General features: G+C 71.2%; 16 protein-coding genes. 10 read left to right on the forward strand and 6 right to left on the reverse strand.

Annotated elements, in window-relative coordinates; all coding sequences use genetic code 11:
- Positions 1-134: 134 nt before the first annotated feature.
- The 4 genes from ACFWGJ_RS02660 to ACFWGJ_RS02675 all read left to right on the forward strand — a co-directional run bounded on the left by ACFWGJ_RS02660 (position 135) and on the right by ACFWGJ_RS02675 (position 2179).
- On the forward strand, positions 135-362 hold the full coding sequence (locus tag ACFWGJ_RS02660) for a hypothetical protein (protein ID WP_387320403.1): 228 nt from the start codon (positions 135-137) through the stop codon (positions 360-362).
- Positions 363-657: 295 nt separating this feature from the next.
- Complete coding sequence (locus tag ACFWGJ_RS02665) at positions 658-1299, forward strand: TetR/AcrR family transcriptional regulator (RefSeq protein WP_387320406.1); 642 nt, start codon at positions 658-660, stop codon at positions 1297-1299.
- A 169-nt stretch (positions 1300-1468) separates the two neighbouring features.
- A complete protein-coding gene (locus ACFWGJ_RS02670) occupies positions 1469-1696 on the forward strand; it encodes a DUF3107 domain-containing protein (protein WP_055610545.1) in 228 nt (75 codons plus the stop codon).
- A 210-nt stretch (positions 1697-1906) separates the two neighbouring features.
- A complete protein-coding gene (locus ACFWGJ_RS02675) occupies positions 1907-2179 on the forward strand; it encodes a hypothetical protein (RefSeq protein WP_387320408.1) in 273 nt (90 codons plus the stop codon).
- Positions 2180-2376: 197 nt separating this feature from the next.
- Here the strand turns inward: ACFWGJ_RS02675 and ACFWGJ_RS02680 are convergent, their stop codons facing one another.
- On the reverse strand, positions 2377-3114 hold the full coding sequence (locus tag ACFWGJ_RS02680) for a ferritin-like fold-containing protein (protein WP_210880484.1): 738 nt from the start codon (positions 3112-3114) through the stop codon (positions 2377-2379).
- Between the two features lie 480 nt (positions 3115-3594).
- Between ACFWGJ_RS02680 and ACFWGJ_RS02685 the strand changes: the two genes are divergently transcribed.
- Both ACFWGJ_RS02685 and ACFWGJ_RS02690 read left to right on the forward strand, forming a co-directional pair.
- Positions 3595-6093 (forward strand): DEAD/DEAH box helicase, encoded by a 2499-nt coding sequence (locus ACFWGJ_RS02685; protein WP_387320409.1) that lies wholly within the window; start codon positions 3595-3597, stop codon positions 6091-6093.
- A gap of 131 nt (positions 6094-6224) precedes the next feature.
- Positions 6225-7139 carry an alpha/beta fold hydrolase gene (locus tag ACFWGJ_RS02690; protein ID WP_387320411.1) on the forward strand — a complete coding sequence of 305 codons (915 nt, stop codon included), beginning with the start codon at positions 6225-6227 and terminating at the stop codon, positions 7137-7139.
- A 73-nt stretch (positions 7140-7212) separates the two neighbouring features.
- Here ACFWGJ_RS02690 and ACFWGJ_RS02695 read toward each other — a convergent pair whose 3' ends face one another.
- The gene (locus ACFWGJ_RS02695; RefSeq protein WP_387320412.1) at positions 7213-8136 is read right to left on the reverse strand and encodes an NYN domain-containing protein; all 924 of its coding nucleotides are present in this window, start codon (positions 8134-8136) and stop codon (positions 7213-7215) included.
- A gap of 212 nt (positions 8137-8348) precedes the next feature.
- Here ACFWGJ_RS02695 and ACFWGJ_RS02700 point away from each other — a divergent pair, with 212 nt between their 5' ends.
- Entirely contained in the window at positions 8349-8501 is a 153-nt protein-coding gene (locus ACFWGJ_RS02700; RefSeq protein ID WP_007384531.1) for a hypothetical protein, read from the forward strand.
- A gap of 89 nt (positions 8502-8590) precedes the next feature.
- Here ACFWGJ_RS02700 and ACFWGJ_RS02705 read toward each other — a convergent pair whose 3' ends face one another.
- From ACFWGJ_RS02705 to ACFWGJ_RS02715, 3 genes are all read right to left on the reverse strand, one after another.
- Positions 8591-9196, reverse strand: a complete 606-nt coding sequence (locus ACFWGJ_RS02705) for a MarC family protein (protein WP_387320414.1) — start codon at positions 9194-9196, stop codon at positions 8591-8593.
- A gap of 202 nt (positions 9197-9398) precedes the next feature.
- Positions 9399-10265 (reverse strand): PHP domain-containing protein, encoded by an 867-nt coding sequence (locus ACFWGJ_RS02710; RefSeq protein ID WP_387320416.1) that lies wholly within the window; start codon positions 10263-10265, stop codon positions 9399-9401.
- Between the two features lie 150 nt (positions 10266-10415).
- Positions 10416-11057: a DUF6758 family protein gene (locus ACFWGJ_RS02715; protein WP_189769189.1), complete on the reverse strand. Its 642-nt coding sequence runs from the start codon at positions 11055-11057 to the stop codon at positions 10416-10418.
- A 314-nt stretch (positions 11058-11371) separates the two neighbouring features.
- On the opposite strand from ACFWGJ_RS02715, the gene ACFWGJ_RS02720 reads away from it, so the two are divergent.
- Positions 11372-12508 (forward strand): MFS transporter, encoded by a 1137-nt coding sequence (locus tag ACFWGJ_RS02720; protein ID WP_387320418.1) that lies wholly within the window; start codon positions 11372-11374, stop codon positions 12506-12508.
- Positions 12509-12591: 83 nt separating this feature from the next.
- Here the strand turns inward: ACFWGJ_RS02720 and ACFWGJ_RS02725 are convergent, their stop codons facing one another.
- Positions 12592-13200, reverse strand: a complete 609-nt coding sequence (locus ACFWGJ_RS02725) for a suppressor of fused domain protein (protein ID WP_387320420.1) — start codon at positions 13198-13200, stop codon at positions 12592-12594.
- Positions 13201-13723: 523 nt separating this feature from the next.
- On the opposite strand from ACFWGJ_RS02725, the gene ACFWGJ_RS02730 reads away from it, so the two are divergent.
- A complete protein-coding gene (locus ACFWGJ_RS02730) occupies positions 13724-14833 on the forward strand; it encodes a magnesium and cobalt transport protein CorA (protein ID WP_107020174.1) in 1110 nt (369 codons plus the stop codon).
- Positions 14834-14886: 53 nt separating this feature from the next.
- Entirely contained in the window at positions 14887-15432 is a 546-nt protein-coding gene (locus ACFWGJ_RS02735) for a hypothetical protein (RefSeq protein WP_387320422.1), read from the forward strand.
- Positions 15433-15525 lie beyond the last annotated feature (93 nt).

The following is a 15525-nucleotide window of genomic DNA, read 5'->3' on the forward strand; positions in this document are numbered from 1 at the left end:
TGTTCGCCGTCACAGGAACAGGCCCCGGCCCGGCCGGATCGCGTAGCGCCCCCCACCCAGGTCTCTTAGGCTTCGTGAACGAGGGCACTCGTACCAGCGCAAGAGCGCACTCGCACCGCTCGGGAAGAGGACTCATGACTGTCGACCCCACCGACCCCGAGGCATTCGAGGACACGGACGACGACACCGGCGCCGCCGAGATCGGCGTGGAGGCCCCCGAGGCCGACGCCGCCGAGCAGCACACGGATCTGGCACCCCGGCGGGACGATCCGCTGACCGGCGCGGACCCGGGCAGCGCCAGCGAGGGAGACCTCGCCGAGCAGGCGAGAGTCGTCGAACTCGACGAGGACGACTATCGGTGAACCGGCCCCGGGCGCTCCCGGCGACCGCCCGGACCTCGGACCCGGACCCCGTACCTCGGACCTCGGACCTCGGACCACGGCATCCTGACCGGCGCGCCAGGACCCACGAGCACCCGGTCGCGAGCCCGGCACCGGGAACCCCATGAGCCCGCCATGACCCCCTATGGCGCGATCTGCACGGTTTCACCGACGTCCGGTCCGTGAAATTCTCCGCTCGCACCGCGCACACCACGGTTACCGAAAAGTACGATGGCCGCGCGGCGCTCACCGCATGTGGACGATTTTGGGAGGCGGCGTGACAGCCATCGAGCAGACAGAGGCGGCACGCCCGCGGGGCACACGCCTGCCGCGCCGTGCCCGACGCAACCAGCTCCTCGGCGCCGCCCAGGAAGTGTTCGTTGCGCAGGGATATCACTCGGCCGCGATGGACGACATCGCCGAACGCGCGGGCGTCAGCAAGCCGGTTCTCTACCAGCACTTCCCCGGCAAGCTCGATCTGTACCTCGCGCTGCTCGACCAGCACTGCGAGTCACTGCTGGTCTCCGTACGGACCGCGCTGGCGTCCACCTCGGACAACAGCCTGCGCGTACGGGCCACCATGGACGCCTACTTCGCGTACGTGGAGGACGAGGGCGGCGCCTTCCGGCTGGTCTTCGAGTCGGACCTGACGAACGAGCCCGCGGTGCGCGAGCGGGTCGACAAGGTCACGTTCGAGTGCGCGGAGGCGATCTGCGAGGTGATCGCGGAGGACACCGGTCTGTCGAAGGCCGAGTCCATGCTGCTCGCCTCGGGTCTGGGCGGACTCGCCCAGGTGGTGGCCCGCTCCTGGCTGCACAGCGACCGCAGCGTGCCGCGCGAGCAGGCGGTGCAGCTGCTGACCTCGCTGGCGTGGCGGGGCATCGCGGGTTTCCCCCTGCACGGCACCGAACACCACTGACCGGGGCCTACGGGCCCCGGCGCGTCGGCGCCGACCGCCACTTTGTTCCCACAAGGTGTTCGCTCCTGGCGTTCTCGGGCGGAGCATGTACGTCCCCTCACCGGGCTAATGTGTGCTGCGTACGGCGCGGAGACACGCGCACATCAGTGACCGTCGGAGGGACATAGCCGTGGAGGTCAAGATCGGCGTGCAGCACGCGCCCCGCGAGATCGTTCTGGAGAGCGGTCAGACCCCGGAAGAGGTCGAGCGCGCGGTGTCCGAGGCGCTGGCAGGCAAGTCGCAGCTGCTCAGCCTCGTGGACGACCACGGCCGCAAGGTCCTGGTACCGGCGGACCGCCTCGCCTACGTGGAGCTCGGCGAGCCGACGACCCGCAAGGTGGGCTTCAGCGCGCTGTAGGTCGCAGGACGCCGCAGAACGCGGAAGAGGGGCTCGGAGGCCGATGGCCGCCGGGCCCCTTTTTTCATGCCGTTCTCCCTGTCCGGGCCGGCTGTCCGCGCTTCACAGATGGAGCACAACTCATCCACACGGGAGGGTTGCATTCCGCAGGTCACGGGTATGACGGGCTACGACCGAAGTGCACACAGCCGTGCGGAAGGGACCCCCCTCATGTTCTTGGAAGCGCTCGGCTCGGCCATCCTCGGTCTGGCACTGGCCCTGGCGGCGGCATACCGCCTGCCGCACCGCCTGCCGGTCCGCAGGATCGTCCTCCCGACGGGCGTCGCGGGCGGCCTCTTCGGAGCCTTCCTGACCCACACCGCGCTGGGATCCGCCGGCTTCCTGCCGGTGATGCTGGGCGCGGCGGCAGTGGCCGCAGCCTCCCTCTCCCTGCTCCTGCGCCCCGCGGGAAGACTCCGCCACCACCACGGGGCGACGGTCTGAGCAACAGCCCGCACGACAGCTGAGGAGGCGCGGGCGCAGCCCCGCCTCCGAGGGGCGCGGGGAACGGCGCGACCGGCCCCCACCGAACCCGCAGCCGAACACGACAGGCCCGAAGGGCGTTTCAGGGGCGCGGGGAACTGCGCGAACAGCCCCCACGGACCCGCAGACATCCGACAACCGGCCCGGGGGGCGAAGGCTCAGGCGGCCAGCCCCAGCGCGGCCATCCTCTTCGTGTGCGCCTCGGTGATCCGCGAGAACATCCGCCCCACCTCCGCGAGATCGAACCCGTCCGCGACCCCGCCGACGAGCATCGTCGACAGCGCGTCCCGGTCGGCGACCACCCGCTGGGACTGCGACAGCGCCTCCCCCATCAGCCGCCGCGCCCACAGCGCGAGCCGCCCGCCCACCCGCGGATCCGCGTCGATGGCGGCCCGCACCTTCTCGACGGCGAACGACGCGTGACCGGTGTCGTCGAGAACGGCCAGTACGAGCTTGCGCGTATCGGCGTCGAGCCGCGCCGCGACCTCCCGGTAGAAGTCACTGGCGATCGAGTCGCCGACGTACGCCTTCACGAGGCCTTCCAGCCAGTCGGACGGCGCGGTCTGCTTGTGGAACCCGTCGAGCGCGGCGACGAACGGCTCCATCGCCTGCGTCGGCTCCGCGCCGATCTCGGTCAGCCGGGCCCGCAACTGCTCGAAGTGGTGGAACTCGGCCGAGGCCATCTTCGCCAGCTCCGCCTTGTCCCCGAGCGTCGGCGCCAGTTTCGCGTCCTCCGCGAGCCGCTCGAACGCCGCCAGCTCCCCGTACGCGAGCGCGCCGATCAGGTCCACGACCGCGGCACGGTACTGGGGGTCCACGGAGGCCGTGGCCCAGTCCTGGGCGGCGACTCCGGTGGGTTCGGCGGGTGCGTCGGAAGATTTGGCAGGCGTCGTCATGAAGCGCACAATAGCCCGCTCGCCGCACGGCGTAAGGCCCTGGTCAATCAGTGTGACGACGACTACGTGACCAAATCGGCCATCGCATATGCGCGGATCCGGGGTATGGTGGTAATGCGCTCGCTGAGTTGATCTACGTAACCCGGCGGGTCCGCACGAATGAGGATGCCCGGTCGGTGGCCCGATCGGCTCCGACCCGACAGCCCTCCCAGCCCGTACGGCACAGTGCGTACGGCATCCGGAGGGACCCTCAGCGGTACGAACGCTTGAGCGTCGGCAGTGGTCCCATGCCACCCCGGCCGCTGGTCAATAGCGGCCGACGTCCCCGGCACGGTCCCCGACACGACCCCCGCGCTCGCCTCGCACCGCGTACACAGAAGAGGCAGCACCCTGACTACTTTCCGAGACCTCGGGATCCTTCCCGAGACTGCCGAGGCCCTTGAGGCCGTCGGCATCACGAGCCCTTTTCCCATCCAGGAGATGACGCTCCCCGTCGCCCTCGCGGGCAACGACGTCATCGGCCAGGCCAAGACCGGCACCGGCAAGACGCTGGGCTTCGGCCTGCCGCTCCTTGAGCGGGTGACCGTCCCCGCGGACGTCGAGGCGGGCCGGGCGCAGCCCGAGCAGCTCACCGACGCCCCGCAGGCCCTCGTCGTCGTCCCGACGCGCGAGCTGTGCACCCAGGTGACGAACGACCTGCTGACGGCCGGCAAGGTCCGTAACGTCCGCGTGCTCGCCATCTACGGCGGCCGGGCGTACGAGCCGCAGGTCGAGGCCCTCAAGAAGGGCATCGACGTCGTCGTCGGCACCCCGGGCCGGCTGCTCGACCTCGCGGGCCAGAAGAAGCTCAACCTCAAGCACGTGCGCGCCCTCGTCCTCGACGAGGCCGACGAGATGCTCGACCTGGGCTTCCTGCCCGACGTCGAGAAGATCATGAACATGCTGCCGGTGCGCCGTCAGACGATGCTGTTCTCGGCGACCATGCCGGGCGCGGTCATCGGTCTCGCGCGCCGCTACATGTCGCAGCCCACGCACATCCGCGCCACCGCGCCGGACGACGCGGGCGCGACCGTCGCGAACACCGCGCAGTTCATCTACCGCGCGCACAACATGGACAAGCCCGAGATGGTCGCGCGGATACTGCAGGCCGACGGCCGCGGTCTCGCGATGGTCTTCTGCCGTACGAAGCGCACGGCGGCCGACCTCGCCGACCAGCTGCAGCAGCGCGGTTTCGCCTCCGGCGCGGTCCACGGCGACCTCGGCCAGGGCGCCCGCGAGCAGGCGCTGCGCGCGTTCCGCAACGGCAAGGTCGACGTGCTCGTCTGCACCGACGTGGCCGCGCGCGGCATCGACGTCGAGGGTGTGACGCACGTCATCAACTACCAGTCCCCCGAGGACGAGAAGACGTACCTGCACCGCATCGGCCGCACCGGCCGCGCGGGCGCCAAGGGCATCGCGATCACCCTCGTCGACTGGGACGACATCCCGCGCTGGCAGCTCATCAACAAGGCGCTGAACCTCGGCTTCAACGACCCGCCGGAGACGTACTCCACGTCCCCGCACCTCTTCGAGGAGCTGAGCATCCCGGCCGGCACCAAGGGTGTCCTGCCGCGTTCCGAGCGCACCCGTGCCGGTCTGTCGGCCGAGGTCGTCGAGGATCTCGGCGAGACCGGTGGGCGGGGCGCACGCGGTGGCCGCGGTGGCCGTCCCGCGGGAGGGCCCGCCCCGGTCGGCGAGCGCGACCGTGACCGCGGTCGCGACCGTGACCGTGACCGTTCGGAGCGCACCCCGCGCCGCCGCCGTCGTACGCGCAACGGAACGGCGCTCGACGCCGCGGAGCCGCAGAACACGTCGCAGACGGCAGCGCGGTCCGCGCCGGAGGGCGTGCTCGACGGCGCCGAGCCGGGCCAGACGGCGGAGTCGCGCACCCCGCGCCGCCGCCGTCGGACGCGTGGCGCGGGCTCGGAGGCAGCCGCGACCGCGGTCGCCACGGCCGAGGGCACGGCCGTCGAGGTTCCCGAGCCGGCCGTCGTACCGGCTGCCGCGCCGGCCGTCGCGCCCGTCGCCGAGCCGGTGGCGGACGCCGAGGCCAAGCCGCGCCGCCGTCGCACGCGTCGTACGGCGGAGGCCGCACAGCCCGAGGTCACCGTCGTCGAGGAGGCCCCCGAGGCCGAGCCGGCCGCCGTGACCGAGACGGCCGAGGCCGCCGAGGCCGTGGTGACCAAGCCGCGCCGCCGTACCCGCAAGGCAGCGGTCGCCGAGGCGGCCGTGGCCGCGGTGGACGCCGTCGCCGACCCGGTCGAGGCCGTCGAGGCCAAGCCGCGCCGCACCCGCAAGGCCGCGGCCACGGCCGCCGCCGAGACGGTCCTGGACACCGCGGAGGCCGTCGAGGCCAAGCCGCGCCGCCGGACCCGTAAGGCAGCGGTGGCCACCGAGACCGCCGAGGCCGGTATCCCGGCGCAGGCGACCGAGGAGCCCGAGGCCAAGCCGCGCCGCCGCACCCGTAAGGCGGCCGAGACGGCCCCCGCGGCTGCGGTCGAGGAGGCGCCCGTCGAGGAGGCCAAGCCGCGTCGGCGTACGCGCAAGGCCGCCGTCGCCGCCGAGACCGCGGTGGACACGGCCGAGGGCACGACGGCCGAGGCGCCCGCGGTGACCAAGCCGCGTCGCACCCGTAAGGCCGCCGCGCCCGTGGAGGCGGCGGAGAGCGCCGTGGACACGGCCGAGGCCACCGAGGCGAAGCCCAGGCGCCGCACCCGCAAGGCCGCGGTCGCCGAGGCCGACATCCCGGCCCAGGCCACCGAGGCCGCGGCGGACACCGCCGAGGCCCCGGTCAAGCCGCGCCGCACCCGTAAGACGGCCGCCAAGGCGACCGCCACGGACGCGGTCACCGAGTCGGTCACGGCCGAGGCCGCGCCCGAGGCCAAGCCGCGTCGCCGTACGCGCAAGGCCGCCGCGGCCACCGAGCCCACGGACGGCTGAGTTCCGCATCCGAACGGCCCGGCTCCCCTCGTGGGCGCCGGGCCGTTCGGCGTTGCGGGAAAGGCCGGCTTCGAAGCCGGGTGCCACGCCCGGTATGCCGCCCGTCAGGTTGCCCGGATAGCCTCCTTCCCATGAGCAGGCCCTTCACCTTCGTCCCGCCCTCCGGGGCCCGCGCGTATCGTCTCGGCACCGCCCGCGGGGAGTTCGCCGTGATCGACGCGGGCAGCCCCGCGAAGGGAACCGTGCTGCTGCTGCCAGGGTTCACCGGCAGCAAGGAGGACTTCATCTCGCTGCACGAGCCCCTGGCGGCGGCCGGCTACCGGACCGTCGCGGTGGACGGCCGGGGCCAGTACGAGTCACCGGGCCCCCGCGACGACGAAGCGCCCTACGCGCAGCGCGAGTTGGCGCAGGATGTGCTCGCGCAGCTCGACGCGCTCGCCGACGGCCCCGACGGTTCGGGCCGCTCCGGGGAACGCTTCCACCTGCTGGGCCATTCGTTCGGCGGTCAGGTCGCCCGCGCGGCCGTTCTGCTGGCACCGACCCGTTTCCGGTCGCTCACCCTGGTGTCCTCCGGACCCGCGGAGATCTCGCCCGGTCAGCAGCAGCGGGTGAAGCTGCTGCGGGACGCGCTGAGCGTGATGGACATGGCGCAGGTGTGGGAGGCGATGCGGGCGCTGGACCCGCCGGAGGACGCCGAGGGCGAACTGGACGCCGGCCTGGACGACCAGGAGGACCTCAGACGACGCTGGCTCGGCAACAGTCCGGCGCAGCTCACCGCCGCCGGGCGGCAACTGTGTGCGGAGTCCGACCGCGTGGCCGAGCTGGCGGCCCTGCGCCTGCCCGTGCACGTCCTGTCGGGCGAGAGCGACGACACCTGGCCGGTCCCGCTCCTGGACGACATGGCCGTACGCCTGGAGGCGCACCGCACGATCATCCACGGAGCGGAGCACTCCCCTAACGCGGACCGCCCTCTGGAGACGGCGGGAGCCCTGGCCGCGTTCTGGGACAGCCTGGGCCAGGAGGGCCCACCTCCGCGGGTGTCGTGAGTGACCTGCGGGGCCGGTGGGGGCTGGCGACGCAGTTCCCCGCGCCCCTTACGGGGCCCTGACAGCTCAGCGCCTAATACTGCCCCTGCAAGTGCTCCCAGAACCCGTCCCGCAACGCCCGCCGCAGATCCGCCTGCCCGCGCAGCGAGTACTGCAGCAGCCCCTCGGACTCCACGAGCAGCTCCTGGTCGACGGGCCCGGGCAGATACGGATGGCCGGGCAGCAGCTCGGCCAGGGACTCCCGCCCCCGCGCGGCCAGCCACTTCGCCGCGATCTGCGCCCCCACGAAGCGCACGTCCTCCCGGCTGGGCCGGGCCACCGCCGACGTCTCGTACGAGGCGGCCGTGCGCCGGGCCACGTACGGCTTGAAGAAGTCGAGGTCGAACGTGCGCTGGCTGTCGACCTCCCAGAGCAGCGGCTCCGCCTGGTTGCGGCCCTCCGGGGCCTCGATGCCCCAGAGGTGGACCCGCGCCCCGTACCCCTGCGCCGCCTCGACCGCCGAGACCAGGTCCTCGTCGCCGCCGATGAGGGCCGCGTCGCTGATGGCGCGGTGCCGGGCCAGTGACTCCAGGTCGGAACGGATCAGGGAGTCGACGCCCTTCTGCTGGTTGTTGGCGTTGAGGTTGCCGAGCCGGACCTTGACGTCGGGCAGTTCGGCGATGGACTGCTGCTCCGCGGTGTGGATGCGGCGCCGCGCCCCGTCGTACCAGTAGACGCGCAGCAGCCTGCTGTCCGCGAAGATCGTGCGCGCCCGGTCGATGAGCGCGTCGATGAGTCCCTCGGCGTCCAGCTCGAAGGCCCGGCGGTCCTCCGTGCCCGCGACGAGCCGGCCCGCGGCCGCGTAGAGATACCCGGCGTCGACGAAGATCGCGTGGGTCGACGGCGTCTTCGCCACCTCGGCCAGCATGCGCTGGAGCAGCTCGTTCGAGCGGTCGATGCGCGCGGCGAGGGCGGAGAAGTCGAGAGGATCGTCGGCTGCCGCGAAGTCGTCATTCATATGCGCCTCATTGTCGCAGGACGTCACTGTGTGTACACACGTGGTCCCGATACTCACAAGTAATTAGACGTTCGAAAGTTTTCTTTAGCGTAGGGAATGTTCGTAACAAACATCCCGTTGACTCCTATGGGAACGCGGGACACAGATGACTCGCTCACCCACCTCACCAGTAGTTCTCCTTCAGGAGGATGACCAGACGAAGGGAGAAGCCCTTGCGCTTCGAAATCATGCGACTCGACGACGTCGACGGCACGCCCGTGGACAGCACCGTCGTGGACGCCGCCTCCGTCAACCGGATCGTTCAGCAGGCCGCCGCCATCGGGCAGCGCCTCTGGATCCGCCCGGCCGACACCTCGGCCTCATAACAGCGGTCGTTTGACATTCTTCGGAACCCCCGTCCGGCACGATGCCGGGCGGGGGTTCCGCGTTCGGTCACGCCCCTCCCAGCCGCGCGTCAGCTGTTCTGGACGACCTGGGTGACGCCGTTGATGATCTGCTGCACGGCGATCGCGGAGAGCATCATGCCCGCGAGGCGCGTCACGAGCACGACGCCGCCGTCCTTGATGACCCGGATGATCAGCAGCGAGTACCGCATCACGATCCACAGCACGACGTGGATCGCCAGGATCGCCGTCCACACCGAGACCTGGGTCGCCGCACTGTCGGCCTTCTGCACGGCGAGGATGACGGACACGATCGCGCCGGGGCCCGCGAGCAGCGGCATGCCCAGGGGTACGAGGGCGACGTTGACGTCCTTGGTCTGCTGGGGCTCGTCGGTCTTGCCCGTGAGCAGGTCGAGCGCGATGAGCAGGAGCAGCAGGCCGCCGGCGATCATCAGGGCGGGGACCGACACGTGCAGATAGTTCAGGATCTGGTGCCCGAGCAGACCGAAGACGGTGATGACACCGCCGGCGACGCAGACGGCCTGGAAGGCCATGCGCTTCTGCACCTTGGCGGGGCGGCCGGAGGTCAGCGCGAGGAAGATCGGGGTGATCCCCGGGGGATCCATGATGACGAAGAGCGTGAGGAAGAGGGAGCCGAAGATGGCGAGGTCGAACATGTGCAGGTGAGCCTTGCTGGGTGTTGAGGGGGGGGTGCACGTGAGTGTGCCGGGTGCGGGTGCGTCGTGGCCGGTCGCGCAGTTCTCCGCGCCCCTGAGGGGCTGGCGGTGAGCCGTGCCCGGCGGGAACACGAGTTGCCGGATCGCTGCCTGGCCCAACGCGCGTGGGCGCCCCAAGTCGGTCCGACAGCGGTGCCGGATGCTAGGCGCCCGCCGGTCCGCCCGCGCCCGGGACGGGGAACGCGCCCGTCGCCCGGCGGGTGATCTCGGCGTAGATCTCGGGGTCCGTCGTGTACTCGCCGAGTTCGCACGCCTTGCGGTGGCCGTGGTAGTCGCTGGAACCGGTGGTCAGCAGCCCCAGCTCGGCCGCGAGTCCGCGCAGCCGGGCCCGGGTGGCCGTGTCGTGGTCCATGTGGTCGACCTCTATGCCGTCGAGCCCGGCCGCGGCCAGCTCGGCGATCGCGGACTCCGGTACGGTCCGGCCCCGCTTGGCGGCGGCGGGGTGCGCGAAGACGGTCACGCCGCCCGCGGCCTTGACCAGCCGGATCATCTCGAAGGGGTCGGACTCGTGCTTCTGGATGTGCGCCCGGCCGCCGTCGGCGAGCCACTCGCTCGTGAACGCGTCCGAGACGGTCGGCACCACACCCAGCTCGACCAGCGCGGTGGCGATGTGCGGCCGGCCCACGGACCCGCCGGAGGCGATCCGCTCCACGTGCTCCCAGGTGATGGGCACGCCCAGTTCACGCAGGCTGCCGATCATCGCCTGGGCCCGGGGCACCCGGTCGTCGCGTACGAGCTCGCGCTCGCGCAGCAGGTCCGGCTCCTCGGGGTCGAAGAGGTACGCCAGCATGTGCAGGCCGACGCCGTCGAGGCGGCAGGACAGTTCGGCGCCGGTCACGAGGGTGAGCCCGGCGGGCAGGGCCGCGATGGCCTCGGCGTAACCGCGGGTGGTGTCGTGGTCGGTCAGCGCGACGACGTCGAGACCGGCCGCGGCGGCGTTCCGTACCAGCTCGGCGGGGGTGTCCGTACCGTCGGATGCCTTGGAGTGGCAGTGCAGATCGATGCGCACGAGCGGACTCCAGACAGGACCAGGACAAAGGGAACCGTCCAAGGATAACGGGCCCCTGAGGGGCGCGGAGAACTGCGCGACCAGCCACGACGCGCCCGCACACGTACACGTACACGCACCCGACGAACCCCGCACCCCCGCCCGGAGGGACTACGGCTCAAGAATCCGCGGCGACAGCGCCCCACAGGGCAACAGATCCGCCTCCGCCCCCGCGTCCCGCAGATCCGTCAGCACCAGCTCGTCGTACATCATCATTCCCGACTGCTCCGGCCACACGACCGCCCACAGCCACAGCCCGAGCGCCTCCCCGGCGAAGACGGCCCGGTCGCCGGGCACCCCGGGGACGTGCCAGAGCGGCGTCGGCCGCCCCGCGGCCAGCACCTTCACCTGAGGGGGCTTGTCGACGTTCATGTACGGCCCCGGGTCGAGTCCCTCGATGCCCGCGTACCGCGCGCCCAGACCCACGCCCAGTTCCTCGGCGACGAGCATCAGCTCCCCGAAGCCGCCGAGCGGCCCGGGCCCCGAGCAGGCGACGGCCGTCGCGCGACCGCCGCTGCGGTCGTCACCGGCGAACGCCGCACCCGTGAAGAGCCAGCCGACGGGCAGCGGCCACGGCATCCACACCGGTACGCGCGCACGGTGCACGACGACACCGAGGGCTTCCACGCTGGGCGGGATCACGGGCTGCAGCGGATGCACGATGCCGTGCACATCGCACTGCCAGGAGTCGGCAAAGAGGCCGGGAGCCCTGACCCGGCCACCACACTTCGGGCAACTGGGTTCGCCCCTCATAAGGCACAACGGTCCTCCCCGTCCTTCGTCGCGTCAAGGACGATCACCCGTCCGGCGCGCGCCTGTCACCTCGTCGCCACGGCCCACCACCAGGGAAAACTAGATGTAGCTTGCATTCATTAGTCGCTCTAACTTATTATGTGTATACGCCAACCATCCATGAGCATCTCTCCGCGAGCAACGTGAAGGAGCGGGCATGAACAGCAGCACGGGAGGCCCCGCCGAAGGGGACACCTTCGACGCGGGGGGCCACGAGCCTCCTGCGTCAGCCGAAGGCGGTCTGGGCGACCGCCGGGGCATCCGTCGTCGCCTTCATGGGCATCGGCCTCGTCGACCCGATCCTGCCGTCCATCGCCAAGGGCCTGGACGCCACCCCCGGCCAGGTCTCGCTGCTCTTCACCTCGTACTTCCTGATCACCGCGCTCGCGATGCTGGTCACGGGCTTCGTCTCCAGCCGTATCGGCGGCCGTCGCACCCTGCTGCTCGGCCTCGCGCTGGTCGTGGTCTTCGCCGGACTCTCCGGCACCTCGGGCTCGGTCGGCGAACTCGTCGGCTTCCGGGCCGGCTGGGGGCTCGGCAACGCCCTGTTCGTCTCCACCGCCCTCGCCGTCATCGTCGGCGCGGCGGCCGGCGGAAGCGCGGCGGCGATCCTGCTGTACGAGTCGGCCCTGGGCCTCGGCATGGCCTGCGGACCCCTGCTCGGCGCGCTGCTCGGGGACGCCAGCTGGCGCTACCCGTTCTTCGGGACCGCGTTCCTGATGGCGATCGGGTTCCTGTGCATCACGGCGTTTCTGAAGGAGCAGCCGAAGCCGGCACGCAAGACGGGGCTGCTCGACCCGGTCAGGGCCCTGGGCCACGGCGGCCTCGCCTCGGTGGCGGGCTCGGCGTTCTTCTACAACTACACCTTCTTCACCGTGCTGGCCTTCACACCCTTCGTACTGGACATGAGCCCGTACAACAGCGGCGCGGTCTTCTTCGCCTGGGGTGTGCTGCTCGCGGTGTTCTCGGTGCTCGTGGCGCCGCGTCTGCAGGCCCGGTTCGGCTCGCTGAAGGTGCTCGGCGGTTCACTGGTGCTGCTCGCGGCCGACGTGCTCGTCCTCGGCTACGGCAGCCACACCACGGCCGTCGTCTGCACGATCCTCTCCGGTGCCTTCATCGGGGTGAACAACACCGTCTACACGGAGCTGGCCCTCGGCGTGTCGGACGCGCCGCGCCCGGTGGCGAGCGCCGGCTACAACTTCGTCCGCTGGTTCGCCGCCGCGGCGGCGCCCTTCTTCGCGCCGCGGATCGAGGAGTGGACCGACATCCACATCCCGTTCGTGGTCGCGGCGGTCACGGCGGCGCTGGGCGCGCTCGTGGTCCTCGTACGCCGGGACGCCCTGACGCACGAGGCCGAGGAGCTGGAGGAGCGGCACGCGGCGGAGGACGGGGTCACCGTCTTCGCGAACTGAGCCCCGGCCCTTCGCCGGACCTCCTGGCGGGCTTCACCGAGTGTGAGATAGCCAACTGGCCGAACCAGGTCGGCCGTTGAGGGTCAGTCCAGGGAAACGGACGTGCGTGCGGGGTCGCGCAGGTCCGTTCCGCTTGTCAGCCAGCGCTCCTGGAGCGCCCCCGCGCCGTGCACCCGCTTCCACGCGGCCTCGTTCGGCGTCATGGGCAGCAGCGGCAGGAAACGTACGGGATCCAGGGGTGCGTCGAGTTCGAGATCCTCGACCAGGCCGCCCGGCTCGGCGACCAGGACGGAGGTGAAGGGGGCGCCGGGCCACAGCGGATCACCCACGTCCAGCGAGGCGCCCGGCGCCACGACCAGGCCTTCGACCTGCGGGGACGCGGCCAGTACGGCGAGAGGGCGCAGCACCTTGTCGGTGTCGGCGGCACCGGCCCGCACCGACAGGACCAGCTCGGCGCGCGGGCCCGCGACCGGGTCGGCGACGACCGCCGTGGGGTCCGCCATCGGCTGGGCCGACATGCCGAGCGTGGCGTAACGGACGATCCCGGTGGGGCCCGTACCGGAGGTGTCCAGGTCCGTGAAACGGAGCACCTCGATGCGGTCCGTGCCCAGGAACGTCACCGCGGCGCGCGCGTCCGGTTCGCCCAGGGCGGTCCGCAAACGGGCTTCCACCAGAGCAAGAACATCAACCATGCGCCGAGCATAGAACTCGTCAGCAGCGGGCAAAGCGACGGCTTGACACTTCAGTCGGCTGATAGTCTTGGCCGCTGGCCGGGGCAGCACGCAGAAGCGTCGCTCTCAAGTCCCGGCCCACGTCTCGACGCATGAGACTCCCCTGCGGGGGATGGACCTCCCCTACGGGGGACCGGCCGGAGGAGGTGGGGCTCCATGGATCGAAGTCGACCAGGCAGTACCACCCGCTCTTCCGGCTGCTGAGTTCCTCTCAGCTTCCCGAGCTCACGCTCTGCCGACTGCCACCCCTCGCGCTCGCGTCGTTTCCCGCGCTCGTGTCATGGCCGGTCCGGTACACAACGGAAGAGCACTTCGTTTTCCCTGATCTGTCTGAATTTTTCTGATCTGTATCAGTAGCGAAGCCGCCACCGTGACGGTGCGGTGCTCCCCGCTTTGTGGACGTGCCAAACATCCGCAGTCTGGACGTCCCCATTCCGGGCAGTTCCAACCGTCGTCGGCGGCCTTCGTTCGCGAAGGAGCCACCATGTCGATGATCCACAACCTGCGTGCCGCGGTCCGCCCCTCGCTCCGCAAGGACGGTGGCGCGTACGACACCACCCGGTCGGCCGCGGAGAGTTCGGCCGTCGTGGACTGCGCGGTCTACCGCGACGGCGTCCGCCTCCCGTCCGACGACAGCCTCACGCCGCGTACGGCGATCCGTCAGGTGCGGCGCGACGGCGGATTCGCGTGGATCGGCCTGCACGAGCCCACCGAGGACGAATTCGCGGGCGTGGCGGCCGAGTTCGGGCTGCACCCGCTCGCCGTCGAGGACGCCGTCCACGCCCACCAGCGCCCCAAGCTGGAGCGGTACGACGACACGCTGTTCGCCGTCTTCAAGACCATCCACTACGTCGAGCACGACGAACTCACCGCCACCAGCGAGGTCGTGGAGACCGGCGAGGTGATGTGCTTCACCGGACGGGACTTCTTCATCACCGTGCGGCACGGCGGGCAGGGCTCGCTGCGCGCGCTGCGGCACCGGCTGCAGGACGACCCGGAGCTGCTCGCCAAAGGACCCTCCGCCGTGCTGCACTCCATCGCCGACCACGTCGTCGACGGGTACATCGCGGTCGCGGACGCCATGCAGGACGACATCGACGACGTCGAGACCGAGGTGTTCTCGCCCGGCCGCAGGGGCGGGGTGTCGCGCGGTGTCGACTCGGCGCGGATCTACCAGCTCAAGCGTGAGGTACTGGAGTTCAAGCGCGCGGTGTCGCCGCTGCTGCGGCCCATGCAGCTGCTGAGCGAGCGGCCGATGCGGCTGGTCGACCCCGACATCCAGAAGTACTTCCGGGATGTCGCCGACCACCTGGCGCGGGTGCACGAGCAGGTCGTGGCCTTCGACGAACTGCTCAACTCGATCCTCCAGGCCAACCTCGCGCAGGCGTCCGTCGCGCAGAACGAGGACATGCGCAAGATCACGTCCTGGGCGGCGATCATCGCCGTGCCGACGATGGTGTGCGGGGTGTACGGCATGAACTTCGAGCACATGCCGGAGCTGCACTGGCGGTACGGGTACCCGTCGATCATGGGCATCACCGTGGTGCTCTGCCTGGGCATCCACCGCACGCTGAAGCGCAACGGCTGGCTCTGAGCGCTCCGAGAACGCTTCGAAGGGGCGTACGGGGCCGGCGCTAGGGTGGCCCCATGACGGATCAGGCTCTTGCCGAACAGGCCCTCGTCGAGGAGGCCACGAAGAAGTCCGGGCTCATCTGGGTGCGGGGCGCCTCTGTCCCGACGCTGGATCCCCAGGACGTCGGCGCGCCGACCCGCCCGTTGTGGCACGTGTGGCACGACGGGGCCGTGTACCTGGTCGGGGACGGGCCCGGTGAGCAGCCGCTGCCCGGGCTCGTGGACGGGCGGGAGGCGGTCGTGACCGTCCGCAGCAAGGACAAGGGCGGGCGGCTGGTGTCCTGGACGGCGTCCGTGGCGGAGCTGGCCTCCGGGTCCGAGGAGTGGGGGGTTGCCGTCGGCGAGCTGAAGGGGAAGCGGTTGAACGCGCCCGACGGGGAGGCGATGACGGAGCGGTGGGCTCGCGAGTGCCGGGTGGTTCGGCTGGCGCCGACGGGTTCGACTGCGTCTTTGCCCTCGGGGTCGTTGGCGGCGCCGCCGGTGCCTACGTCGGCGACTACGCGGTTGCCTGTGCCGGCGGGGTTGCCGCGCCTGCTCTTCCGTCGCCGCCGCCGCCCCTAGGGGCTCCGCGGGCCGACGTCCGTCTGCGGCCCCGGTGGGGGTGGGCCGCGCAGTTCCCCGCGCCCCTGACAGGCAAAAGACCGGGGCGCAGCC

Origin of the sequence: Streptomyces sp. NPDC060205 (assembly GCF_042728395.1) — a bacterium.
In the GTDB taxonomy this organism is placed as follows: Bacteria; Actinomycetota; Actinomycetes; order Streptomycetales; family Streptomycetaceae; genus Streptomyces.